Raw genomic sequence first — 23,227 nt, 5'->3', positions numbered from 1 at the left:
ATTCAAAGGGATCAGCAGATCGCTTCAACAAAGATTACACCATCTATCCCCGACCGGGCTATCTTGACGATCTCTTTTTCCTCATGGATAAGTACCAGTACTTTCGTATCGAAAAGGTACTTCTCAGCTATCGGCTGGATCAGCAGAGCTTCTTCCTCTTTGCATATCATAAAACTCGCATCCAACGCATTGGCAAACAATGCCTCATTCAGACTGTTCACAGTAATCGCATAGGGGATATCATTGCTTTGACAATACTTGGCAAGTTCTACCGAATCGACCAGCGGTTCAAGCAGAACGATTTCTTCTGATTTACTCTGCTCTATATCATCTTTGGAAAATACTTTTCGAAAACGACTGCTTTCAATCCACGGATGCCCTATAATGATCATCTCATTTCCTCCTTTGCACACTCATCACAATAGTATTTGCCATGTATTATAATGCACTCCTTCATTGTCACATAGGTATCGCATTTACTGCATTCCACCAGCGTATCCTCATCGAGTTTTTTCTGTTCCTTGCTTTTCGGCTTTGGTACTGTCGGCAGTTTTCCGCCCAAAAGTTTATAGATAAATATACCGGCGATCGCAAAAATGATCAGTTTCAATATCATGTTTCATTCTTTATATAGAGATAGTTTCTCTGGTTTTTTTGTATTATATCATAACTCATTTGACCTTCCACCTGCGCTATTTCGTCAAATACACGGCTTCCTTTGTAAAAAAGATATTCTGTATGTTCATCACTGATGCGAGACGTAAGGTCAAGCAGAAGCTTTGTATTGGTCACTGCTCTCGAGCTGATCATATCGAAGGCTTCATGCTCCACACTTTCAACCCGCTTCGCTTCCACCTTCACATTTTTCAGCCCGAGATCCATGGTGGCATACTTCAAAAAAGAGACACGTTTTTTCAACGGTTCAGCCAACACCACTTCGGTCTCCGGAAGCGCAATGGCAAGCACCAGTCCAGGGAAACCTGCTCCCGTTCCCACATCCAACAGTGTTTTTGGTATTTTGATAAAAGCCAGAGGATAGAGCGAATCGACAATGTTGTCGTAGATCGCCGCTACCGATCTTGCTCCGGTAAGATTATGCACCTGGTTCCATTCATGCAGCAGTACGGCAAAGCCTTCAAGTTTACCAATTATTTCATCATCCAGAATGATGCCTTCGGCATCAAGGTACTGTGACAGTTCCACTACTTTTTATTTCCTTTCTTTTGTTGTAGGATTTAGCAATATCTGTTGTGAAACGGGTTGAAAGTTTGCATCATAAATGGCCGGTGTACCACGAAGATCAAGTTCAACAGCTGCCTTTTTGGAAGCATCCATCTTCTCTTTTGCTTTAGAAGAGTAGACAAACGGTTTTTTTTCATCTTTGATGAGCGATTTGTACTCGGTAGAGCCCTTCAGCATAACCTGTTCATAACGTTCTTTTTTCTCTGTGTCATCTTTGCCCTGCATGATCCACTCAACCATGGCAGGTGCCTTTTTGTGAAATGAAAGCGGGAAGAGTATGACATGTACCCTGTAGTTATCCAGTTTTCCCTCTGCAGCTTTTGCAAATCTGCCGCAGTAAGGGCACTGAGGATCGGTCACGAGGTAAATATCTTTGCTACCTTTGCCGTAACTGAACGAAACCCCTTCATTGACGATCTTGGCATCTGTGGGAAATACGATCTCCTTACCTTCTTTGTCATACCCGGACCCAATATAAAGGTCTCCCGTCTCTTTGTTCAAAAATGCCGTAAGCTTCTGTGAACCACGCGGAGATTTTGCTTCAAGTTTCAGCACATAGCTTTTGGGTTTTTCTATGGCACCTTTTATCGTAAGCACAGGGTCCTGCAGTACTGCATTGGCTTTTTTGATTTCCTGAAGTTTTGTTTTGTCGGTGATGACCTCTGATGCCTGAAGTATACCTGCGAGCATCATTCCTGTCACTACATACAGTAAGATGTGTTTCATTTGGGATTTCCCTTGAAGATTTGTTGAGTAGGAGTATAACATAAAATAGTTTCTTTCCATTTTTCTTAAAAGTTATTTTCACCATTAGAGTCAGTTAGCACCTTAAAGCCCCTAAATCTTAAATCTGGGTATCTTTTTTACTCAAATATCGACTCTCTATGGTGAAACAAACAGTCAGGAGCAAGTCTATGATCTGCATTTTTTGCTTATTGCTGTTGAAACAGCAGTTATCCTTCTGATCTTTAAGCGCTTCAAAAAAATATAATACTGCACTTTCGTAACTCTGAGCACTTAACACTGTCACGCAACGACTGAGCCAGTTCTGAACACTAGTACAGATCACACTATGACCTAAAATAATTTGACCATTATAATAAAACTATGTTATAATAAATCATCTAAAATTACATTTACCGAGCAGTGAAAAAGGCTTTTTTTCATATTCAAATCAATATTTAATAAGTAATCTCTTGGTAATACTTTTATTTAAATAGTAAAGCAATTGATTTCATTGAGATCTGCAAGTTGCTCATATTTGAGTGAAAAAAAGGGAGGGGGATGAGCATGCATCATAATCATACCTATAAAATCATTGTCGCAGATGATCATGAGATCGTGCGTAGCGGCATCAGGTTTATTTTGGAGTCCCAAAAGGATTTTTACATTGAGGATGAAGCTTCTTCCTTCAATGAGCTCATGGGCCTTCTTTCCAAAAAAAGCTATGATTTTTTGATTTTAGATCTAAATCTCGGTGACAAAAATGGCATACACACTGTACGTGAAATCAGTGATAAATTCAGCGAACTGCCCATATTGATCTTAAGCATGTTTCCTGAAGACCCCTATGCTTTACAATCTCTCCAAGCTGGAGCTTCGGGTTATTTAAATAAAAAAATGGTATCTACCGATCTGATACTTGCAATAAACAGCATCATTGAAGGGGAAAAGTATCTTGATTCGGCATATAGGGAAACGCTTCCTTATGGTACCATTTTAAACAAGACACCAAAGATCTCGATAGCGTCTTTATCCAAAAGGGAACTTGAAGTGTATAACCTGCTTAGCTCAGGCTATAGCGGTAAAATGATCGCAGAAAAACTTGATTTAAGTCCTAAAACTATATCTACTTATCGCAAACGTATACTGGAAAAACTATCACTCTCCAATATCAATCAGCTTATTCATTTTGCTCTGCATGAATTTGAGTGAAGAAGAAGCCAGAATATTACCTTTTGATGCATTTATTAAAAAGCTAAAATAATAGTATAAGTAAGATTATTCCTACATATATTTTAGATAAAAAATACTATTCTATAGTTAATACTTTAATTGAATTGACAATTTATTGTATAAAGGGAAGGGAAATGAATTACGCTGTATTGACAAATATTGATCAAATTGACTCTATTGGTTTCATACCGACAGTTATAGTAGGGTTTTATGAGAGTGACAAAGAGAAACTTTTTTCTCAATGTAGTGAAACCCTGAAAGCCCGTTTCCCCGATGTTGACATTATTGGATGCAGCAGTGAGAGTAATATTTATGATTCGATCCCTTATGTTGATGTGAACCGGACACACCCCTGTATCTATATGTGTATAGAGATGAAAAAGGGATCCTATAAGCTGCAGCTTTTCCCTGATCAGGAAAAACAGAAGATTCCTGTCGAAAAAAATAAAAAATACAGCGCCATTGTTCTAAGTTCCCGTTACGGCAATGCTCTTGAACAGATCATTGTACAACTGCAGGAAAATATCGGTAAAAACAGTTTTTTCGGTGCGATCGCAGGAGCTAAATCATCCGATATAAAAGGGGGAAGCATATTTTATAACGGAGAATATCTTTCTGAAAGCACCCTGGTATGGCTGATCGATCAAGAAGACTATTCTCTTAAAGGCATATCGGCACATGATTTTGATCCGGTAGGATTTGATCTGGAGATTACCCGCACAGAGGGATTCAAAATTATTGAAATTGAACATCGACCGGCACTGGATATGATCGAAAGTATGATCGGTACCTTATCTCTGAAAACCATTGAGTCATATGACCAACCGTTTTTTATTACACCATTTAATGATCATAATCACTCTTTTAAAAAACCTATCTCTTCTATCTTGTCGATAGACAGGAAAGCCAAAACAATCACTCTCTTTAAGAAGGTTTCAAAAGGTGACAAACTCAAGCTGGCCATACCTTTTAGCCGAGAAAAGCAAATAGACCAACTGGACAAATTTTCCCATCTTGTTACAAATGACAGTATCGCTTTTTTATTTGCCTGTGTAGCCTATAAGGGTCATTGGGGGCAAATGGAGCCGATCTACATCATGCGGCTTGCAAAAAACATTTATATCCCCTTTATAGGTCTGCATTCATTTGGTGAAATAGGCCCTCTGGATCCTCAGGATCTTTCCGTATTGCAAAACCAGACATTGACACTTGCCGTACTCACCGAAAAGCGAGAAAGCACATGAAACTGCATAAAAAAGACAAACAACAGATCATTAAAAATGTAGCCGGCCAATTTGGTATGGGGCTCGAAAAATCTCAGATGATGGGGGATTATCTGGAAAAAGCTTTGCTCGGAGAAACCGATGAACTTTTTTACACGATCAGATATTCTATGTATTTTCAAAACGATCCTGAATATTCCATGCAAGTACTTAAGTGTATGATTGAGACTTTTTCTTTTTTACTTTCCAGAGAAGAATATGCCTCCGACAAAGAAGAGTTAAAAACATTTTTTAATCTTTTTTTCGAAACGATATTCATTCAGCGCTGCCGTTACGCCAAAATAGCTGAAGAAAGAGAAAGCATTATTCATACTATCTTGCAGCGTGTAAGTGAGAGATTAAACCAAACACTTGAGACACAACAGCTTATGATCTCTGGGATCTCCCATGATATGCGTACTTCACTCAATGCTATTATCGGCTATATTACTTTCATAAAGGAAAAAGATATTTTAAAAGGAGAGGACAGAACCTTTCTTGAGAAAGCCGAAAATGCATCTTCGGTGTTGAAGAACCTTGTCACCGGCATTTTGGATAGCACAAAGATAGACGCCGGGCAGATGGAGATAAAAGAGGAATTTTTTTGGGTAGATCAAATGATCTTGAAATGTATCGACAATCTTACTATAGGATTAAAAGAAAAAAATGTGGTCTTTAAGGCCGAGGTGGACTTTTTCCCAAAAAAAGTATTGGGGGATGCCCAGCGGTTCATAGAAATCATTATGAACCTGTTAAGCAATGCCATTAAATACACGGACCATGGTTTTATTCATCTCAAAGTCAGAAAGATCCAGGAATCTGAAGAAAGTATAGAAATATGCTTTGAGGTTGAAGATAGCGGTATAGGAATGACGCCCAAAGAGCTGAAAAATATGTTTGACCCTTTCAGCCGCTTTAAAACAGACAGGAACGGGGTAGGACTCGGTCTGTATATCGTACAGAAGCTGGCACAAAAGTTAGGCGGAACTTTAACTGCCAAAAGCAAGGTCGGAGTGGGAAGTACATTTTCTTTTACTGTCACATTGCAAAAGGAAAGCAATGAACCTGGCAAAATAGAGCAGAGAACAATTTGCTTTTTCAATGACCAAAAAGAAACATACGGATTTGACCAGAAGATGCATTTCCTAAAAGAGTATGGATACAAGATCATCACCTTCAATAATCCGGAGAAATTCATAACATGCATGCTGGCCAAAAAAGATAAAGCCCCAGACATTGTTTCAATCACTACTTCCCACGATGGCTACATAAGATTCGATGCACTTGTAAACTACCTGAAAACACTCGGGATATTTAACAAAACAACTTTTATTGCCGAAGAGACCGGGCAAAATATCTCTCTTGAACACTTTGATAAAATTTATCATCATTTTGCCCCGATATCAACATATTTGAAGCCTAGAACTATACTGGAGTCCAAAAAAACCATAGAAAAAACAGATACGAATAAGCAGGCAGACCTACATATTCTTGCTATTGACGATATGGAAACAAACCTGGAAATACTTAAAATGTTCATAACAAAAAAATATCCTTTTGCCAACATAGATTTGGCAACAGATGGTTATGAAGCGCTGGGAATGTATAAATCCAGAGCGTATGATCTTGTCTTTATAGACTTGAAAATGCCCGGCTTGAACGGTTTTGAAGTTCTAAAAAGACTAAAAACCATTCATGATCATGTACCTCCAACATATGCGTTGACAGCGGACATATACAAGAGTACCTATGGCAAAGTAGCACAAGCCGGTTTTACGGGATTACTTGAAAAACCGTTACAACTTGATATTTTATTTGAAATGATTGAAAGGGTGATAGATGAAAAAGATAATCCGTGAAACAGAAGCCATTGCATACGAGCACCTCAAAGCGTTTGGATTTCCGGAAGAACAGATAACCCCATTAGTTGATCGGGCGAAAAAAGACTTGCAGGCAAATTTGACCAAATTAGAGATATTGCTTCATGAAGATACGATTTCCATCGATGAGATCAATAATGTTTTACATGCGCTAAAAGGGCTATTGTTCAATTTAGGAAATCATGCACTGGCAGAAAAATTAAATGAAATAAGATCTCATCTTGAAAGTGACGTTGCCTTAAAAGAAATTTCACAAATATTGTTTGATGAGACATAAAGCGAACAACGCTACAAACAAAATGGAATACTTATGATAAACAAGAAACTTGAAATTTTAATAAAATTAAGTAAAGATCTAACCGTTTTATATGTTGAGGACAATACAGTAGTACACAACAGCACTCTGGGTATGATGGAAGATTTTTTTTTAAAAATTGATTCAGCAGAAAATGGGGAGACAGGTCTTCAAAAGTATAAAAAATACTACAATGATAATAATCAGTATTATGATATTGTCATTACTGATATCAAGATGCCAAAGTTGAACGGTATCGAAATGAGCAGATCAATTTTATCACTCAATGAAGAACAAATAATTCTCATCATTTCAGCCCACAATGAATCAGATTATCTCCTAGAATTGATCAATATGGGAATTTCAAATTTTATACTAAAACCCATAGATATTACGCAATTTCAAAAAAAGATTTTCCATATTGCAACCTCTCTTCAAAATAAAAAAGTTATAAAAAAACAATATGAAGATATCCAAAGGAAAAATCTTATTTTAGCAGCAGCAAAAAAGGAAGCTGAATATGTTTCATATCAAAAAAGCCAATTTTTAGCAAATATGTCACATGAGATTCGCACACCACTTAATGCAATTACCGGTTTTATTTCCCTACTGCATGAAAACGAGACGGATGCAGAAAAGCTCAAATACCTACAAGTCATTAAAAGCTCTTCGGATTCACTTCTGCAGATCATCAGTGATATTTTAGATATTAGTAAAATAGATAATGGAAACCTGGAGATTGATAATATCAATTTTAATCCTTATGAAGAGTTGATCACAGTCATGGAACTTTTTCAGAAGAAAGCATCTCAAAAAAATATTGCGTTTGAAATTGAATTTGCTGATGATATACCAAAATTTCTTTTCTCTGATATACACAGAATCAAGCAGATCCTTTCAAATCTTCTCTCTAACGCTGTTAAGTTTACACCAAAGGGTTTAAGTATCAAATGTTCTGTTTATTACGAGAAGGAGTGTTTAACTATTCGTGTCCAAGATACTGGCATCGGTATTCCTGCAAATAAACAAAAGCTTATATTTGAACCTTTTTTACAAGCAGAGCACTCAACAAGCAGGGAGTATGGTGGTACGGGTCTGGGGTTGTCTATCAGTGCCAGACTGGCTGAACTTCTTGGCGGTACATTAACACTTAAGAGTCAAGAAACTATGGGAAGTACTTTTACATTGGCTATAGATATGCCGGTTTCTGAGGATATACACCAAGAGTGTACCCAGAGTATTGAGCTTACAGAGCCTCTCAAGGGTCATATATTGATTGTTGAAGATATTGAAGCCAATCAGATGTTCCTTGGCATTATTCTCAACAATGCCGGCTTAACATATGATACCGCGATCAATGGTATTGAGGCAATTGAAAAGTTCAAAACCACAAAATACGACTTAATTCTGATGGATGAGAATATGCCAAAAATGGGTGGTACTGCAGCGACTAAAGTAATTTTGACTATGGAAAAAGAGGGTAGTTTAAAACATACACCAATCATTTCATTAACGGCAAATGCCCTTAAAGGGGATAAGGAACGCTTTTTAAAAGCTGGTATGGATGAATACTTGAGCAAACCTGTTGATCCCTCTTCACTCACCAGTACTCTGCGAAAGTATTTGATCAAAATATGAAAACAATAAATTTTAAAAAAATATTCTCTTTAGATTATCATCCAAAACTAATTTCAAATATGGCAAAGACCGCCATCTTTGGGGCATTTGCCGCAAATATTATGGTTTCATCTGTAAGTGCCTTTATACTCTATTCTTTTTTGCCACATAATTTGATTTATACTTGGCTATTTTTACATATTATTCTCTTTATCGGACGTATTTTTATTAGTAAAAAACTGCTCTATTTTTTAAAGAAGTCATATTCTCAAAAGAATATACAAAAATATCTTATAGCATTGCTTACAGTAACCTCACTCACTGCTGCACTGTATGCAGTGATAATATGGTTCATGTATATTTATAATGTTCCTGATCTGTATATTCTTCTAATGACTATAGTAATTATTTTAATAGCTGCAACTTCAATCTCTACTCTTGGTAATGTCATTATTACTTTTATACTATTTGTAAGTTTGAGTGTAACACCTCTTATTATTCTTGCATTATTGCATGGTGGAGAAATATTCCTGACACTCGCTCTTTTTTTATTATTCTATATGATACTGCATATAGTTTTTGGATATCGTCAATATATTAAATTGAGAAATACGGCCTTTTTAGAAGAAACATTCCAGACCATGTATGAAAAATCCTCAGATGGAATAATGCTTATCAAAGAAAGTAGGTTTCAAGACTGTAATGAAGCAATATTGAAAATGTTTGGATATAGTACAAAAGAGGAAGTTTTAACTACAGATCTCTCAAAATTTATGCCAAAATATCAACCTGATGGTAAACGTTCTATTGTCAAAATGGTTGAAATGACAAAGATTGCACTTGAAAACGGCACACATAGTTTTGAATGGTTATATCAAAAAAAAGACGGTGAAATGTTCTGGACCGAAATCGTATTAACTAGGATCACATTGAATGCGGATGAGCTGCTTCATGGTGTCTGGAGAGATATTTCCGAGCGAAAAAGGCTGGAAGATGAAAATACTACGCTTAAAGAGCGTATGGAGTTGGCACTTTTGGGCTATAATGCCGGTGTTTATGAATGGAACATGGTAGATAATAGTGTTTACATATCTCCTCAATGGAAGCAGATGATGGGCTACAGAGATGATGAACTTCCCAACCTCTTTTCTACATGGGCAGATCGTGTCCATCCTGACGATTATGAAGATATTATGTCGGATGTTCAAATAACTGTCAATGCTAAAAAAGAGCATACTGGAAGAATTCATCGTCTGAAACATAGAAATGGACAATGGCTATCGATATTGGGCAGAGGTATAATACAATATGATAAGCATGGAAAAGCTTTGCGTATGGTTGGGATCCATACCAATGTTACCGAGCAAAAAGCACTACAACTCAAATACTCCCACCAGGCACAAATTATTGATCAAATCCATGACTCGGTGATATCAACTGACCTTGATGGCTATATTAATAGTTGGAATACAGGTTCAGAGCTATTGCTTGGATATAAAGCTGATGAAATATCAGGGAAACATATTAGATCACTCTATTTAGAAGAAGATTACGAATTACTCCAAAAAAATATTGATAAACTTATGCAAAGAGGTACGTATATGGCAGAGATACGTTTACTTAAAAAGTCAAAAAAAGTCATATTTGCAGAGCTTTCTCTTTCACTGCTAAAAGATGAGAAAGGAGAGCCTATCGGTATAATAGGCTCTTCTCGTGACATCACAGAGCAAAAGAAAGCAGAGGATAAGATCAAACATTTAAATGATCATTTACAACAGGAAGTTGATGCTCAACTGTGGCAAATAAGAGAAAAAGACATTCTTTTGATAAAACAATCCCGAATGGCCCAAATGGGAGAGATGATATCTATGATCGCGCATCAATGGAGACAACCCCTATCTGCCATTTCTTCAACCAGTGCATCCATAGAGCTCAAAGCCAGTTTAAATAAGCTGGATAATGATACTGCTCAACAAAAAGCACACGATATTTCCAATTTCGCACAACATCTAAGTAGAACCATCGATGATTTTAGAAATTTCTTTAAACCAACTAAGAAAAAAGTAGAGACATCATACGATGAACTTGTAGCATCCGTTCTAGAGATTATAGGTATCTCCATTAAAAATAGTAATATAGAGTTGATCCAGGAGTTAAACTGTCACGATAAGTTCAGTACCTATTCCAATGAGTTAAAACAGGTGGTCTTAAATCTCATTAAAAATGCAGAAGATGCACTGCTTGAGAAGAAAACAGAGAATCCTTATATCAAAATATTCACCTATAAAGAGAATGACAAATATATTTTAGAAGTCAGTGATAACGCCGGGGGCATACCGGAAGAGATCATGGAAAATATCTTTGATCCTTATTTTAGTACTAAAACCAAAAAAGAGGGTACGGGACTTGGACTCTATATGAGCAAGACGATTGTTGAAGAACATTGTGCTGGAAAGCTTAGTGTGATGAATACTGTAGATGGTGCTTTGTTTAGGATTGTAATAGTTAAAGAAGATATGATGCGCGTCTAGAGAGACCGTTCAATATTTATATAAACATTAGACTTGAAATTTCCAACAAATTTCTTGCTCCTAGTTTATAAAAAAAATTTCATTGATAAGGTCTATTGTTTAATTTGAGGAATCATGCACTGGCAGAAAAGTTAAATGAAATAAAATCACATCTTGAAAGTGAAGCTGCTTTGGAAAGTATCACAATAAATCTCTTGACCAAATGCACATGATTTAAAACTCAACATACTACATCATTAAAGCAGATGTCCCATCTCATCTTTCTTTGTTTTGAGATACTTCTCGTTATACGGATTTGGTGCTATCTGTATGGGCAGACGCTCTACGATCTCTATGGAACCGAGGCTTTCTATTTTCTTGGGATTATTGGTCAGGAGTTTGAGCTTTTTGATGCCGAAATGGTTCAGAATGAATTCGACAATCTCATAGGTTCTCTCATCCGCAGAAAAACCCAGCTGGTGGTTGGCTTCGACCGTGTTATAGCCTTTATCCTGAAGGGCATAGGCATTCACTTTATTTAAGAGGCCGATATTTCTGCCTTCCTGACGGTGGTAAATGAGCATACCGCCCTCTTTGGCAATGAGTTCAAGTGCGAAATGGAGCTGCTCACCGCAGTCGCACTTGACAGAGCCCAGTGCGTCACCCGTCAGACACTCTGAATGCACCCTGACGATAGGGGCTTCTACAAGTTCATCACTGAAAAGAGCTAGGTGTTCTTTCCCCAATTCATCTTTAAAGGCCTGTATTTTGAAGGTGCCGTATTTGGTCGGTAAGGTAGCGATTTGTGATATCTCTATGTTTTTCATGCCGAAAGTATACTTTAAAAATTAGAAATTAGAAATTAGAAATTAGAAATTAATCGAAATAATGCAATAGAATTGTTAAAATAAGCAAAATATTTAATAAGGCAATACTTATGTTCACACGTTTTAGAAGAAAAAGAATCCACCCCGTTTTAAGAGATCTTCTACAGGAGACACATTTGAGTGTCAATGATTTTATGTATCCGCTCTTTGCCAGAAGCGGTGAAGGCATCAAAGACGAAGTGGCTTCCATGCCGGGAGTCTACCAGATGAGTATCGATGAGGTTGTCAAAGAATGCGATGTACTAAAAAAACTCGGCATCAGAGCCATCATCCTTTTCGGTATCCCCGATACAAAGGATTCTGTAGGATCTGATGCCATGTGTGAACACGGGATAATGGCTGAAACGGTCAGAGCCGTCAAGGCTGCACACCCTGATATGTTCGTTGTCACCGATCTGTGTTTTTGTGAATATACAGACCACGGGCACTGCGGTGTACTTGACCCTGTACTGGAAACAGTTGATAATGACATTACCCTTGACAATCTGGCAAAACAAGCTATTGTACATGCTAAAGCCGGTGTAGATATGATCGCTCCGAGCGGTATGATGGACGGGATGATCCAGGCTATTAGAAAAGGACTTGATAATGCAGGGTTTGAAAACCTCCCTGTGATGAGCTACTCTACCAAATTCGCTTCAGCCTACTACGGTCCGTTCCGTGATGTAGCAGAAAGCAGTCCAAGCTTTGGAGACAGAAGAAGCTACCAGATGAATCCGGCAAACAGAACAGAAGCTATAGCAGAAAGTGTTGCAGATGAACAGGAAGGAGCAGACATTCTTATGGTAAAACCTGCTCTGGCTTACATGGATGTCATACGCGATGTCAAAAACAACACCACCCTGCCACTGGCGGTTTACAACGTCAGCGGAGAATACTCTATGCTTAAAATGGCGGCCAAAGCAGGTGTCATAGATTATGACAGGGTCATGATGGAGACACTGCTCGGTTTCAAACGTGCCGGGGCGGATATCATCATCACCTATCATGCAAAAGAAGCTGCACTCTTACTGCAAAAACAATTCTAAATCGGGGGTTCCCGCCCCCAGCACTCATATAATTTTACAACTTTCAACCCATTTATGGTAAAATAATCTCTTTTAAATTTTACTATCCATATGCGATAGGCAAAAAGGCGGTCCAATGAGACACTTTTTAACACTCAAAGATTTCACTAAAGATGAACTTTTGGAAATGATCGCTTTGGCTCAAAAGATCAAGGCACAGACCAAACAGAAGAAGTTTGTTCCCTACATGGAGAGACAGACACTCGGGATGATCTTCGAGAAGAGTTCCACACGTACACGTGTCAGTTTCGAGACAGGGATTTACCAGCTTGGCGGTATCGGGCTTTTCCTTTCTGCCAATGACATCCAGCTGGGGCGCGGTGAACCGATGAAAGATACTTCAAGGGTCATCAGCCGTATGGTCGATATGGTAATGATCAGAACCTTTGAACAGTCAAAACTCGAAGAGTTCGCAACCTATTCCAAAGTGCCTGTCATCAACGGTCTCACAGACTCTTACCACCCAGTACAGCTTATGACAGACTACCTGACGATGATAGAGTTTGGGAAAGAGAAGAACCCTGTAGTGGCCTATGTAGGTGACGGAAACAATATGACACACTCCTGGCTGATGCTGGCGGCCAAACTCGGTTTTGAGCTTAGAGTAGCGACCCCCAAGGGGTATGAATGCAACCCTGCCATCGTTGCCGATGCACTGGAGATCGCCAAAGAGAGCGGTGCGAAGATCAGCTTCGGCCATGACCCCAGAGAAGCCGTCAAAGGCTGTGATATCGTCACCACCGATACCTGGGTTTCCATGGGGCAGGAGGATGAAAAAGAAATCCGCCTCAAGGTATTTGATGGCTACATGGTCGATGAAGCCATGATGTCCCTGGCAAAGCCAGATGCCATCTTTCTCCACTGCCTGCCGGCATACCGTGGCTATGAGGTCAGCGAAGAGACCTTTGAAAAACATGCAGAGGTCATCTTTACCGAAGCGGAGAACAGACTCCATGCCCAGAAAGGGATCATGGTGTGGTTGGATCAGCATCGAGGCTAAAAGCCTCTTTTGAACGCGTAGGGTGCTGTGCCCTCACAGCACGCTGATAAAATGGTGCTGTGAGGATACAGCCCCCTACTACATACATGCAAGGAAACAAATGAGCAACATCGATTTCGAAAAATTCAGCAAATACTCCAAGCCGGGGCCGAGATATACTTCTTACCCTACCGCACTGGAGTTCAATGACGATTTCACCTATGAAAGATACCTGAAATACCTCGATGAAGGTACGGATAAACTTTCACTCTACATACACCTGCCGTTCTGCCGTTCCGCATGTTATTTCTGTGGCTGCAACGTGGTCTTTACTTCCAAGGAAGAAAAACTCAGCCAATACATTGAATACCTCAAAAAAGAGATAGACATCCTTGCAGAGCACCTCGATACGAACCGCGAAGTGATACAGTTTCACTTTGGCGGAGGTACGCCGACCTTTTACAAAGCATTCGAGCTTGACGAAATCGTCACTTATGTGAAGAAGACCTTCCCAAACTGGAGTAAAGATGCAGAGGTCAGCTGTGAGATAGACCCCCGATTCTTCAATGAAGACCAGATGAAGGTTTTCCAGAAACACGGTTTCAACCGTATCTCTTTCGGTGTACAGGACTTTGACCCGAAGGTACAGCAGGAAATCCACCGTATCCAACCCTACGAGATCACCAAGGCAGCCGTGGACCTTGCCAGGAAATACGGTATCAATTCCATCAATGTCGATCTGATCTACGGCCTGCCGTACCAGACGTTCGAGAGTTTCAAAAAGACACTTCAGGAAGCATTCACCCTCAGCCCGGACAGACTGGCAGTGTTCAACTACGCCCATGTACCCTGGATGAAGAAGACCATGCGCAAGTTCGATGAGACTACCCTGCCGGCACCGGATGTCAAACTGCAGATCTTCCAGTATACTATTGACTTTTTTGAGAGCAATGGGTATAAAATGGTAGGTATGGACCACTTTGCCAAGCCTGAAGATGAACTCTTCTCTGCCATTGCAAAAGGCGAACTGCACAGAAACTTCCAGGGTTACACCACCAAAGGCGGCGCAAACCTCATCGGGATCGGCCTGACGAGTATCGGTGAAGGAAGTCACTACTATGCGCAGAATACCAAAGATATGAAGGCCTATGAGGCTGCCATTGAAGCAGGAAAACTCCCTTTTGAAAGAGGTGTAGAGCTCAGCGAAGACGATTACCTGCGCAAAGCAGTCATCATGGAGCTGATGGCAAACTTCTCCATCGACATCAAACGTGTAGAAAAAGAACACGGCATCGATTTCAAAGAATACTTTGCCGATGCACTTGAGGAACTTCAGGAGTTCGTAGATGCAGATCTTATTACTGTCACTGATGAAAAAATTTCCGTAGGAACTACAGGGACTCTGCTGATCCGGAATATCGCCATGCCGTTCGATGCCTACATGCATCAGTACGGTGGAAACAAAAAAAGTTTTTCAAAAACGGTCTAGAAAGTGGTGGGCAATTGCCCCCTATAAAATAATAGAACCCCGTAGGGTGGGCAATTGCCCACCTTTAATCAGAAACGGGTAATAAGGAATGAGTTTGAAAAAACCAGAAGAGATTTTCAACTTTACCGCTACCAGCGACGACTGTATCAAATGCGGTAAGTGCATCCCTGTCTGTACGATCCACCAGATTAACCCGGACGAAACAACATCTCCACGCGGGTTTATCGATCTTCTCGGTGCGTACCAGAGGGGACAGCTTGAACTGGACAAAAATGCGAAAGATATCTTCGAGAGCTGTTTTCTCTGTACAAACTGTGTCGATGTATGCCCCAACTCCCTTCCGACCGATATGGTCATAGAAGAGGTACGGGCAGACATCGCCGACAAATACGGCATTGCCTGGTTCAAAAGAGGATTTTTCTTCCTGCTTCGTCACCGGAAGATCATGGACTTTGTCATGAAATTCGGTTTTATGTTCAAGACCTGCGCACTGGCAGAAGACAGCAAGGGCAGAGGACTGAGAGCCAGATTCTCGCTGCCGATGATGAAAAAGGACCGTCTCATCCCCTCGATGATGAAAACCTCTTTTCTTAACACTTACCCCGAAGAGATACCCGCACCCGAGCAGAAACAGAAAAACCCCCGTGTTGCCATATTCATCGGTTGTCTGGGCAACTACAATTATGAAGGTATCGGGAACGGCCTGGTAGAGATACTGGGGAAGCTCAATATCGATATCTTCATTCCCAAAGACCAGCTTTGCTGCGGTGCACCTGCCTACTTTACAGGGGATGTCTCTTCAGTAGAATACATGACCAAAAAGAACATCGAATATTTCGAAAGTTTCATGGATGAATGTGATGCCATGCTCATTCCAGAAGCGACCTGTTCAGCAATGGTCAAACATGACTGGCAGGTCTTTTTTAAAAACCATGATATGCCCGACTGGGAAGCCAGAGCCAAAAAGGTGGGGGAGAAGATACATATGGCCACCGTCTGGCTGCATGACAATACCAACCTCAAAGAGATGTTGGAGGAAAAAGGCAAACGTTTCGATGAAGTGGTCACTTACCATGACCCCTGCCATGCCAGAAAAGTACAGGGAATCTACGAAGAGCCCCGCAACCTCCTTGCACCGAACTACCCGATGGTCGAAATGTCAGACCCCAACAGATGCTGCGGTTTCGGCGGGGTGACCATGCAGACAGAGAAGTTCCATTTCGCCGAAGCAGCAGGTAAACCGAAAGCCGCGATGATCGAAGAGACCAAAGCACATTATGTCTCTGCGGAGTGCTCAGCCTGCCGTGTTCAGATCAGCGAATCGATGAATAATGCAGGGGTGGAGACGATCTTCAAAAATCCTCTTGAGCTGATCGCAGAGGCACTACGATAGTACCCATAGGGATTTGGAGTAGATACTTGTTTTATGGTGCGTGGTTATTACGCACCCTACGCGGACACTGTCTTCAGGTCAGCCGAAGCGCCGCTTCATATCGGGTTCGATCATGAAGATATTCATTCCCTCTTCATAGCGGTATCCCAACTTATAGCCAAGCTTCATCAAAATACTGTTGACAATATACAGCCCCAGTCCGAACCCGCTGCTTCGCTTTTCCTCCTGAGAGAAAGGTTCTGTATAATAGCCCAGTGGGTGATGCAACACCTCTCCTCTTGAGACCACTTCTATGAAATGCTCATTGCTTCTCAGCAGGACACATTTGTCTTCCCCGTACTTGATACCGTTATCCAACAGATTTTTGATCGCCAGCGCCATGAAATTGATATCGGTGGTGATCGCCCTGTTCCTGATCTCCATCTTGACGCAGCTCTTTTCCGCCATAAGCATATCCTGGCTTTTTTCAAGCACCTCTTCAAGAGTGACATACTCCATATTGGGCTCAAAACGCTGTGTCGTGACCCTTTCGATTTCGGCCAGTTCAGAGATGAGCTCATTCATACGTTCAAATGCACGTACAAGTATCTTTTTGGTCCCTTCGTCTTCAAGCATCTCCGCCACGATACGCCCTTTGGTGATCGGTGTTTTAAGCTCATGCATCATATTGCGCATAAAAAGGTTCTTCGAGTTGCTCAACTCATTGATATGCCTGATGGCATCATCGAAACTTTTTGCGATCTTTCCGATTTCATCATCATACTCATAATGGATACGGATATTCATATCACCCTGGGCAAAACGCTGTATTTCTCTATGGAGCTTTTTGAGTGGATAAAGCTTTTTCAAGACTGCCAGGTAGAGCAGGAGCAGGAGCAGGATAAGGAATACGCCCGTCGCCATTGCGATTTCGAATTTATAATCCTTCGGTTTGTTATCCCGCAGCATCAGATTGTACGACATACGCTGCACATAGATATAATGGGTATCATTTATATTAAAGACTCTTACCCGTCCTGCACTCGATCCGCCACTGAAGATTGTCTTGCCGTTATTTCTGATCTCATTCTTGATCAATTCGATCTCTTCTTTACTTACAGGAACAACATGCAGTTTTTTATAAAGCTGTTTGAGTTCCTCTTCTGTAGGATTCAGCCGCAGGTTGGAGAGAAAAGTAATAGAGATAAGCTGGTAACGCTTAAACTCTTCGATCTTCTGACGGTCTTTATCCCAGGAGAGGAAGAGAAGAAAAGTAGCGAGCAAAATGGCGATCGCTACCGAGAAAAGAATGTGGATGAATGCGGTGACGGAAATATTTTTCATACACGGTCTGTCAGAAGGTATCCTACACCGCGTATAGGCTTGATATAAATATGGTCCGGATCGATCTTCGCGATCTTCTGCCTGATACGGGAAATGATCACATCGATATTCTTGATGGAGCTGTCATCATCGATATGTTCACTCTCATAGAGAAGCTGCTCGCGTGATACTGAACCGTTCTTGTGCTGGATCAGCATACCGAGCACATCATACTCGGCTGCTGTCAGGTCGAGCAGGTGCCCTTTGAAGGTGATCGTATGTGCCTTTGGGTCGGCAACAAATATCTCCCGCTTCTCCTCTTTCTTCTCCTCTGCACTGTGTGTCCGTCTCAGAATCGTTTTGATACGTGTTACAAGTTCTCTTGGATCATACGGTTTGGGCATATAATCATCCGCTCCGCGCTCCATACCGATCACCTTATCGGTAATATCATCACGCGCCGAAGAGATGATGATAGGAATATTGGTGATCTCTCTGATCTTGGGGATTACTTCCAGTCCATCCATCCCGGGAAGAGTGAGGTCAAGGATGATCAGGTCAAAATCATGCTGCGTTAGCAGGGAGAGCCCGATATAAGGGTCTTCCGCACCGATGACCTCCATATCGTACTTGGTAAGGTAGTTCGTCAGGATGAGCGCCAGTTCCGGGTCATCTTCTATAATCAATATCTTTATAATAGCTCTTTCCTTTAATTTGATTCTTTCGAAAAATAGTTAGAGCAGATAATAGCATCAAGTTAATGAAAATCTTCTGTTCACTGTTTAGCCATCAACTGCTCTTTGGAATTGTATTCAATGTATATTCTGGTAATGGCGATCAGGAATGACGTGATTGCCGGCCCGAGGATCATCCCCCAGAAACCGTAGGTACTCATCCCCGCCAATATGGAGAAGAAGATCACGATCTCGTTGACCTCGATATTGCTTTTGAGCAGATCCTCTTTGATCACCTTGATGATCACCGGTTTGATGAAAGTATCGGCAATGATGGAGATGACCACTACAGAATAGGAAGCAATAAAGATCGCCGTATTGGCATCGATAGTGGTCCAGGCATAAAGCGAGACCGGTACCCATACCACTGCTCCTCCAATGAGGGGAATGAGGGAGGCAAAGCCGTAGATCATACCAAAAAGCAGCCCGTTGAAACCAAAATAGCTCACCATAATACCAAAAAGAAAACCTTCAAAGATAGCTGTGATGATGATGGAATAAAAGACTACCTCCATTGTGGAGGATACTTCATGTATCATCTTGGCACTTTTCATTTTGTTGATCGGCAGCAATGCACGTATCAGTTCAAAGAAACGCTCTCCATAATAGTTGATCAGAAAATAGAAAACCAGTACAAGGATCATATTTTTCACAAAACCGATCCCCACAGAACCAGCCGTTGTCAGGTAGGAGGTGGCATCCTGCACATACCCTGCTATGGCTTTATCACTAAGCGCAGTATGTACCCATCCTTTGACAAAAGGGATCTCTTCACCAAATGTCTTGAACACCTCCGTGACATGTTTGATCTTCTCCACATCGAGTTGTGTCATATATCCGACCCCGGTCGTTGCCATATAGACAATAGGTGCAAAGATAATAAGTACCAGAAGCAGTGTGGCAATACCGGCACTAAGTTTTCTTGACTTGAAAAATTTGATCATTTTCTTTGTCAAATTGTAGGTAGCCATAGTAAGCAATATGGCCACACTCAAGGGCAGCAAAAACGGCTGATAGATACTGTAGGCACCGATTACGGTAAAGACAAAAAGTGCCGTGATCATCAGGCTTTTGTTACTGATCATCAAATAATCCTTGTGTTATGCCGCCCAGTTTGAAATGCTCATAGCATTTTGGCGTGGCAATCCGTCCTCTGGCCGTTCTCTCGATATAGCCATTGGCGATAAGGTAGGGCTCGAGTACATCTTCGATCGTCCCTTCATCCTCACTCAATGCCGCACCGATGGTACTCAGGCCCATCGGCTTGTTCTTGGCGGAGACAAGCAGTTCGAGCAGCCTGATATCCTGTTCGTCGAATCCAAGATCATTCACACCAAGCTCATCGAGGGCATATCTGGCCCTTTCAAGAGTCACTTCATTTTCATTGGCCACTTCGGAGAAATCCCGTACGCGTTTTAGCAGACGCAGGGCAATCCTCGGAGTACCTCTGCTTCGTCGCGCGATCTCATGTGCCGCTTCCGCTTTGGAAGGTTTTTCAAGTTTGTGCGATGCCTGAGAAACGATCTTTGCAAGCTCTTCGGGAGTATAGAACTGCATCCTGAAATGCATACCGAAACGTTCACGCAGCGGGTTGGAAAGCATACCTGCCCGTGTGGTCGCACCGATGAGAGTAAAGCGTGGCAAGTCTATCTTCACCGTCTGTGCCGCAGGGCCGCTGCCTATAATGATATCGAGACGGAAATCCTCCATTGCCGGGTAAAGTATCTCCTCGATAGCCGGGGACATACGGTGGATCTCATCGATAAAAAGAATATCACCCTCTTCGATATTGGTCAAAAGGGCTGCAAGGTCACCCGCTTTTTCGATCATGGGTGCCGCAGTGGTCTTGATATTGGTATGCATTTCAGAAGCGATGATGTTCGCCAGTGTCGTCTTCCCCAGGCCAGGAGGCCCGAAGAAAAGAATGTGATCAAGTGCCTCTTCCCTACGCCTGCTCGCTTCAATGAACACTTTTAGGTTTTTTTTGATCTTTTCCTGCCCGATATATTCATCCCAGGAACTCGGACGAAGTGTTACTTCGTACGAAACCTCTTCGTCAAAACGCTCTATTTCAACCATTCTTTCCATTAATACGTATGCTCCTCATCCGGGAATGCTCGCGATTTCACTTCGCTGATATACTGCTCCAACCCTTCTCTTACCTCTTTGGCACCGTCGCAGTAACGTTTGACGAATTTGGGCTTGAAGGCTTCAAAGAAACCGAACATATCGGACCAGACCAGTACCTGGCCGTCCGTACTGTTCCCCGCACCGATACCGATGGTCGGTATCTTCACAGCTTTTGTCACGACTTTGGCTGCCTCCGCTTTGACCCCCTCTACCAGTATCATGGCAGCCCCGGCAGCCTGAAGTTCCAAAGCATCTTCGAGCAATGCCTTAATGTCTTCCTCATCTTTCCCCCGGACTTTATAGCCGCCCTCACTGCGTACATGCTGAGGCATCAGGCCTATATGTGCAACTACGGCTATCCCATTCTCTGACAGGACACGTACGATGTCAGCCTTTTCTTTTCCACCTTCGATCTTCACCGCCTGCGCATTTGTCTCACGATAGACCCTCACAGCATTTTCAAGGGCGCGTTGGGCTGTCGTATAGGAACCAAAAGGCATATCAAAAACGATACATGCCGACTTGGCACCGTTGCCTACTGCCTGTGTATGATAGATCATCTGGTCCATCGTGGCAGAGAGTGTATCTTCTTTGCCCAGAAAACTCATATTGAGACTGTCACCGACCAGGATCATCTCCACTTCACCGTCAAAGAGCTGGGCAAAAAGTGCATCGTAAGCCGTCACCATCGTAATGGGCTCAACGCCTTTCATTTTGGCTATAGTCGACAAAGTGATCTTTTTTTCTATTCTTGGGGTATGGATGCTCATAATATAAAATCTATTCCTTCTTAGTCTGTCGGCAACATTGTTGTTGAACCACTCCGGTTGTATTTTGGTACTCATTTTATCAAAAAAATGTATAATATCACAAATAATAGTCATATTGACATATAAAGAGTATATTTTGGATAAAAAATTAGTTGCCTATATTACCACCGGTTTCCCTTCATTGGACTTCACGGTAGATGCTGCACTGGCATTGGCAGAGGCCGGTGTGGATACACTTGAACTCGGTATGCCCTTCTCCGATCCGGTAGCAGACGGTCCTGTCATAGAAGCTGCCAACCTCAAAGCGCTTCAGAACGGCTTCAAACTGGAGCATCTATTCGAGGCTTCTGCTAAAATAGCACCACATATTGATACGCTCTGGATGGGCTATTTCAATCCCTTCTACCATAAAGGAATGGATTATTTCATTTCCAGAGCAAAAGAGACCGGTGTGCACGGTTTCATCATCCCTGACCTTCCATTGGAAGAGGCAAAACCTTACAAGCCTGCTCTTGAAGCTGACGGTCTGAATCTGATAGATTTTATCGCACCCACAGATTCCAAAGAACGTATAGAACAGATTGTCATCGATGCAAAAAAATTTATTTATCTTGTCGCCTATGCCGGTATCACCGGCGCGGGACACAGCGAGGACCTTCAGCCTATTATCTCCAATATCAAAGAATGCACCAGCACACCGGTCTATGTAGGGTTTGGTGTTGACCAGAATACTGCTAAAGAAAAAGCCAAAGGGGTTGACGGTGTTATTGTAGGTTCAGCATTTGTAAAAGTGTTACTTGATAACACTTTGAGTGATACACAGAAGATCACTAAGATCTCTGCTATTGCCAGAGAGATCAAAGAGAAAATAAATCTTTGATCTTCACTTTTGCTTTTAAAAAATTTACTACTCTTTTGAAGTAGGGACTACTTAATTCTTCGAGCTCCCCTGAAAACTAGGGTAAATTTTTCAATTTCTTAAAATCAATCGCTTTTGCATATGCTCTAAGTTCATCAAGCAAAACTTTTTGTCCTTCGATTTTGACTAAAAATCGTCTGGCTACGACAATGGTGATTTCACCTTTTTGTCTCTCGTCATTATATTTTACGATCGCTTTTTCTCTATTGATACGTTCCAGCTTTCCGCCATCAGCTGTAGCAAACATCGGGTTGGAAAAAATACTCATCATACTCTGCATAAGCGGAGAATCCGTAATGATCTCTATCTTGATCCTGGATGAACCTTTTTTATATTTTCTGGAGGTTGCTATGCCCCCACCGAACATCGCTGAACCAGCTGTTTGTGATTCTGCTTTTTCTGCACTCCATCCTGCAAGTGCTTCCGGAAGATAGGCTTCCAGGCCTTTACTCTTTTTTTGCTGGATAAGCTGCAATACATAATTCAAGTCTTCTACCGCAGCACCATACTCCCCCTTTTCATAAGATTTGATAACTCCATTCAACGTATCAACAACATCATCAGCACTCGCAACCGTTAAAAGTGAAGCAAGAAGAAGCGGAATATAAACCAGTGTTTTAAAATTTTTCATGAAAATCCTCCTTTAATTTGATCTTTCTTAATTATTGCATAGTCCATGTAAAGCTATTCTTAAAAAGAAATTGTTGAAATATTGGGCTTCATCATTTTGATAATTAAAATTTATCCGGGAAGCTTATTGTTTTCTGAAAACCCCTATTAAACAATTTAAAGTAT

22 protein-coding genes are annotated in these 23,227 nt (G+C 41.3%); 11 read left to right on the top strand and 11 right to left on the bottom strand.

All coding sequences use genetic code 11. The annotated features are described in order from the left end of the window. Nucleotides 1–11 precede the first annotated feature (11 nt). From YH65_RS01810 to YH65_RS01795, 4 genes are read right to left on the bottom strand one after another with little or no spacing between them, the layout of a single operon-like run. Nucleotides 12–392, bottom strand: coding sequence for a hypothetical protein (locus YH65_RS01810; protein ID WP_046550370.1), 381 nt, complete (start codon nt 390–392; stop codon nt 12–14). Then, entirely contained in the window at nt 389–616 is a 228-nt protein-coding gene (locus YH65_RS01805) for a PP0621 family protein (RefSeq protein ID WP_046550369.1), read from the bottom strand. Before YH65_RS01805 ends, YH65_RS01810 begins: the two co-directional genes overlap by 4 nt. Beyond that, nucleotides 613–1,203, bottom strand: coding sequence for a 16S rRNA (guanine(527)-N(7))-methyltransferase RsmG (rsmG, locus tag YH65_RS01800; RefSeq protein ID WP_046550368.1), 591 nt, complete (start codon nt 1,201–1,203; stop codon nt 613–615). The genes YH65_RS01805 and rsmG overlap by 4 nt, the downstream gene beginning before the upstream one ends. A gap of 6 nt (nt 1,204–1,209) precedes the next feature. After that, the gene (locus tag YH65_RS01795; protein ID WP_046550367.1) at nt 1,210–1,968 is read right to left on the bottom strand and encodes a thioredoxin domain-containing protein; all 759 of its coding nucleotides are present in this window, start codon (nt 1,966–1,968) and stop codon (nt 1,210–1,212) included. A 558-nt stretch (nt 1,969–2,526) separates the two neighbouring features. On the opposite strand from YH65_RS01795, the gene YH65_RS01790 reads away from it, so the two are divergent. The 6 genes from YH65_RS01790 (at nt 2,527) to YH65_RS11165 (ending at nt 10,783) form a co-directional block, all read left to right on the top strand. After that, entirely contained in the window at nt 2,527–3,177 is a 651-nt protein-coding gene (locus YH65_RS01790; RefSeq protein ID WP_052746055.1) for a response regulator transcription factor, read from the top strand. A gap of 155 nt (nt 3,178–3,332) precedes the next feature. After that, the gene (locus YH65_RS01785; protein ID WP_046550366.1) at nt 3,333–4,442 is read left to right on the top strand and encodes an FIST N-terminal domain-containing protein; all 1,110 of its coding nucleotides are present in this window, start codon (nt 3,333–3,335) and stop codon (nt 4,440–4,442) included. Beyond that, nucleotides 4,439–6,319: a hybrid sensor histidine kinase/response regulator gene (locus YH65_RS01780; RefSeq protein WP_046550365.1), complete on the top strand. Its 1,881-nt coding sequence runs from the start codon at nt 4,439–4,441 to the stop codon at nt 6,317–6,319. The genes YH65_RS01785 and YH65_RS01780 overlap by 4 nt, the downstream gene beginning before the upstream one ends. Then, entirely contained in the window at nt 6,300–6,617 is a 318-nt protein-coding gene (locus tag YH65_RS01775; protein ID WP_046550364.1) for a hypothetical protein, read from the top strand. The genes YH65_RS01780 and YH65_RS01775 overlap by 20 nt, the downstream gene beginning before the upstream one ends. A 33-nt stretch (nt 6,618–6,650) precedes the next feature. Further along, the gene (locus YH65_RS01770) at nt 6,651–8,273 is read left to right on the top strand and encodes a response regulator (RefSeq protein ID WP_052746054.1); all 1,623 of its coding nucleotides are present in this window, start codon (nt 6,651–6,653) and stop codon (nt 8,271–8,273) included. Next, nucleotides 8,270–10,783 carry a PAS domain S-box protein gene (locus tag YH65_RS11165; protein WP_052746053.1) on the top strand — a complete coding sequence of 838 codons (2,514 nt, stop codon included), beginning with the start codon at nt 8,270–8,272 and terminating at the stop codon, nt 10,781–10,783. The genes YH65_RS01770 and YH65_RS11165 overlap by 4 nt, the downstream gene beginning before the upstream one ends. A 236-nt stretch (nt 10,784–11,019) precedes the next feature. On the opposite strand, the gene ribA is transcribed toward YH65_RS11165, so the two are convergent. Then, nucleotides 11,020–11,589 carry a GTP cyclohydrolase II gene (ribA, locus tag YH65_RS01760; protein ID WP_046550363.1) on the bottom strand — a complete coding sequence of 190 codons (570 nt, stop codon included), beginning with the start codon at nt 11,587–11,589 and terminating at the stop codon, nt 11,020–11,022. A 110-nt stretch (nt 11,590–11,699) separates the two neighbouring features. On the opposite strand from ribA, the gene hemB reads away from it, so the two are divergent. The 4 genes from hemB to YH65_RS01740 all read left to right on the top strand — a co-directional run bounded on the left by hemB (nt 11,700) and on the right by YH65_RS01740 (nt 16,577). After that, a complete protein-coding gene (hemB, locus tag YH65_RS01755) occupies nt 11,700–12,677 on the top strand; it encodes a porphobilinogen synthase (RefSeq protein ID WP_046550362.1) in 978 nt (325 codons plus the stop codon). A gap of 115 nt (nt 12,678–12,792) precedes the next feature. Then, the gene (argF, locus tag YH65_RS01750) at nt 12,793–13,716 is read left to right on the top strand and encodes an ornithine carbamoyltransferase (protein WP_046550361.1); all 924 of its coding nucleotides are present in this window, start codon (nt 12,793–12,795) and stop codon (nt 13,714–13,716) included. A 100-nt stretch (nt 13,717–13,816) separates the two neighbouring features. Beyond that, nucleotides 13,817–15,184, top strand: a complete 1,368-nt coding sequence (gene hemN / locus YH65_RS01745) for an oxygen-independent coproporphyrinogen III oxidase (RefSeq protein ID WP_046550360.1) — start codon at nt 13,817–13,819, stop codon at nt 15,182–15,184. Between the two features lie 88 nt (nt 15,185–15,272). After that, nucleotides 15,273–16,577 (top strand): (Fe-S)-binding protein, encoded by a 1,305-nt coding sequence (locus YH65_RS01740; protein ID WP_046550359.1) that lies wholly within the window; start codon nt 15,273–15,275, stop codon nt 16,575–16,577. A gap of 78 nt (nt 16,578–16,655) precedes the next feature. Here the strand turns inward: YH65_RS01740 and YH65_RS01735 are convergent, their stop codons facing one another. The 5 genes from YH65_RS01735 to panB all read right to left on the bottom strand — a co-directional run bounded on the left by YH65_RS01735 (nt 16,656) and on the right by panB (nt 21,513). Then, entirely contained in the window at nt 16,656–17,900 is a 1,245-nt protein-coding gene (locus tag YH65_RS01735; RefSeq protein WP_046550358.1) for an ArsS family sensor histidine kinase, read from the bottom strand. After that, nucleotides 17,897–18,577: a response regulator transcription factor gene (locus tag YH65_RS01730; protein WP_169745680.1), complete on the bottom strand. Its 681-nt coding sequence runs from the start codon at nt 18,575–18,577 to the stop codon at nt 17,897–17,899. Before YH65_RS01730 ends, YH65_RS01735 begins: the two co-directional genes overlap by 4 nt. 77 nt (nt 18,578–18,654) lie before the next feature. Further along, complete coding sequence (locus YH65_RS01725) at nt 18,655–19,698, bottom strand: AI-2E family transporter (RefSeq protein ID WP_012083863.1); 1,044 nt, start codon at nt 19,696–19,698, stop codon at nt 18,655–18,657. After that, nucleotides 19,688–20,701, bottom strand: coding sequence for a Holliday junction branch migration DNA helicase RuvB (gene ruvB / locus YH65_RS01720; protein ID WP_046550357.1), 1,014 nt, complete (start codon nt 20,699–20,701; stop codon nt 19,688–19,690). Before ruvB ends, YH65_RS01725 begins: the two co-directional genes overlap by 11 nt. Next, a complete protein-coding gene (gene panB, locus YH65_RS01715) occupies nt 20,701–21,513 on the bottom strand; it encodes a 3-methyl-2-oxobutanoate hydroxymethyltransferase (RefSeq protein ID WP_046550356.1) in 813 nt (270 codons plus the stop codon). The genes ruvB and panB overlap by 1 nt, the downstream gene beginning before the upstream one ends. A 136-nt stretch (nt 21,514–21,649) precedes the next feature. Between panB and trpA the strand changes: the two genes are divergently transcribed. Next, the gene (trpA, locus tag YH65_RS01710) at nt 21,650–22,393 is read left to right on the top strand and encodes a tryptophan synthase subunit alpha (protein WP_046550355.1); all 744 of its coding nucleotides are present in this window, start codon (nt 21,650–21,652) and stop codon (nt 22,391–22,393) included. Nucleotides 22,394–22,469: 76 nt separating this feature from the next. Here the strand turns inward: trpA and YH65_RS01705 are convergent, their stop codons facing one another. Then, a complete protein-coding gene (locus YH65_RS01705) occupies nt 22,470–23,063 on the bottom strand; it encodes a hypothetical protein (protein ID WP_046550354.1) in 594 nt (197 codons plus the stop codon). Between the last annotated feature and the right edge of the window lie 164 nt (nt 23,064–23,227).

The organism is Sulfurovum lithotrophicum (genome assembly GCF_000987835.1).
Lineage (GTDB): Bacteria > Campylobacterota > Campylobacteria > Campylobacterales > Sulfurovaceae > Sulfurovum > Sulfurovum lithotrophicum.
Note: the sequence above shows the minus strand (reverse complement) of the source record. Positions and strands in the feature narration are given on the sequence as shown.

Excerpts from the sequence above, each read along its gene's own strand:
- YH65_RS01810 (WP_046550370.1), bottom strand. The coding sequence starts at position 392 with ATGATCATTATAGGGCATCCGTGGATTGAAAGCAGTCGTTTTCGAAAA.
- YH65_RS01805 (WP_046550369.1), bottom strand. The coding sequence starts at position 616 with ATGATATTGAAACTGATCATTTTTGCGATCGCCGGTATATTTATCTAT.
- YH65_RS01795 (WP_046550367.1), bottom strand. The coding sequence starts at position 1,968 with ATGAAACACATCTTACTGTATGTAGTGACAGGAATGATGCTCGCAGGT.
- YH65_RS01790 (WP_052746055.1), top strand. The coding sequence starts at position 2,527 with ATGAGCATGCATCATAATCATACCTATAAAATCATTGTCGCAGATGAT.
- YH65_RS01785 (WP_046550366.1), top strand. The coding sequence starts at position 3,333 with ATGAATTACGCTGTATTGACAAATATTGATCAAATTGACTCTATTGGT.
- YH65_RS01780 (WP_046550365.1), top strand. The coding sequence starts at position 4,439 with ATGAAACTGCATAAAAAAGACAAACAACAGATCATTAAAAATGTAGCC.
- YH65_RS01775 (WP_046550364.1), top strand. The coding sequence starts at position 6,300 with ATGAAAAAGATAATCCGTGAAACAGAAGCCATTGCATACGAGCACCTC.
- YH65_RS01770 (WP_052746054.1), top strand. The coding sequence starts at position 6,651 with ATGATAAACAAGAAACTTGAAATTTTAATAAAATTAAGTAAAGATCTA.
- YH65_RS11165 (WP_052746053.1), top strand. The coding sequence starts at position 8,270 with ATGAAAACAATAAATTTTAAAAAAATATTCTCTTTAGATTATCATCCA.
- ribA (WP_046550363.1), bottom strand. The coding sequence starts at position 11,589 with ATGAAAAACATAGAGATATCACAAATCGCTACCTTACCGACCAAATAC.
- hemB (WP_046550362.1), top strand. The coding sequence starts at position 11,700 with ATGTTCACACGTTTTAGAAGAAAAAGAATCCACCCCGTTTTAAGAGAT.
- argF (WP_046550361.1), top strand. The coding sequence starts at position 12,793 with ATGAGACACTTTTTAACACTCAAAGATTTCACTAAAGATGAACTTTTG.
- hemN (WP_046550360.1), top strand. The coding sequence starts at position 13,817 with ATGAGCAACATCGATTTCGAAAAATTCAGCAAATACTCCAAGCCGGGG.
- YH65_RS01740 (WP_046550359.1), top strand. The coding sequence starts at position 15,273 with ATGAGTTTGAAAAAACCAGAAGAGATTTTCAACTTTACCGCTACCAGC.
- YH65_RS01735 (WP_046550358.1), bottom strand. The coding sequence starts at position 17,900 with ATGAAAAATATTTCCGTCACCGCATTCATCCACATTCTTTTCTCGGTA.
- YH65_RS01725 (WP_012083863.1), bottom strand. The coding sequence starts at position 19,698 with ATGATCAGTAACAAAAGCCTGATGATCACGGCACTTTTTGTCTTTACC.
- ruvB (WP_046550357.1), bottom strand. The coding sequence starts at position 20,701 with ATGGAAAGAATGGTTGAAATAGAGCGTTTTGACGAAGAGGTTTCGTAC.
- panB (WP_046550356.1), bottom strand. The coding sequence starts at position 21,513 with ATGAGCATCCATACCCCAAGAATAGAAAAAAAGATCACTTTGTCGACT.
- YH65_RS01705 (WP_046550354.1), bottom strand. The coding sequence starts at position 23,063 with ATGAAAAATTTTAAAACACTGGTTTATATTCCGCTTCTTCTTGCTTCA.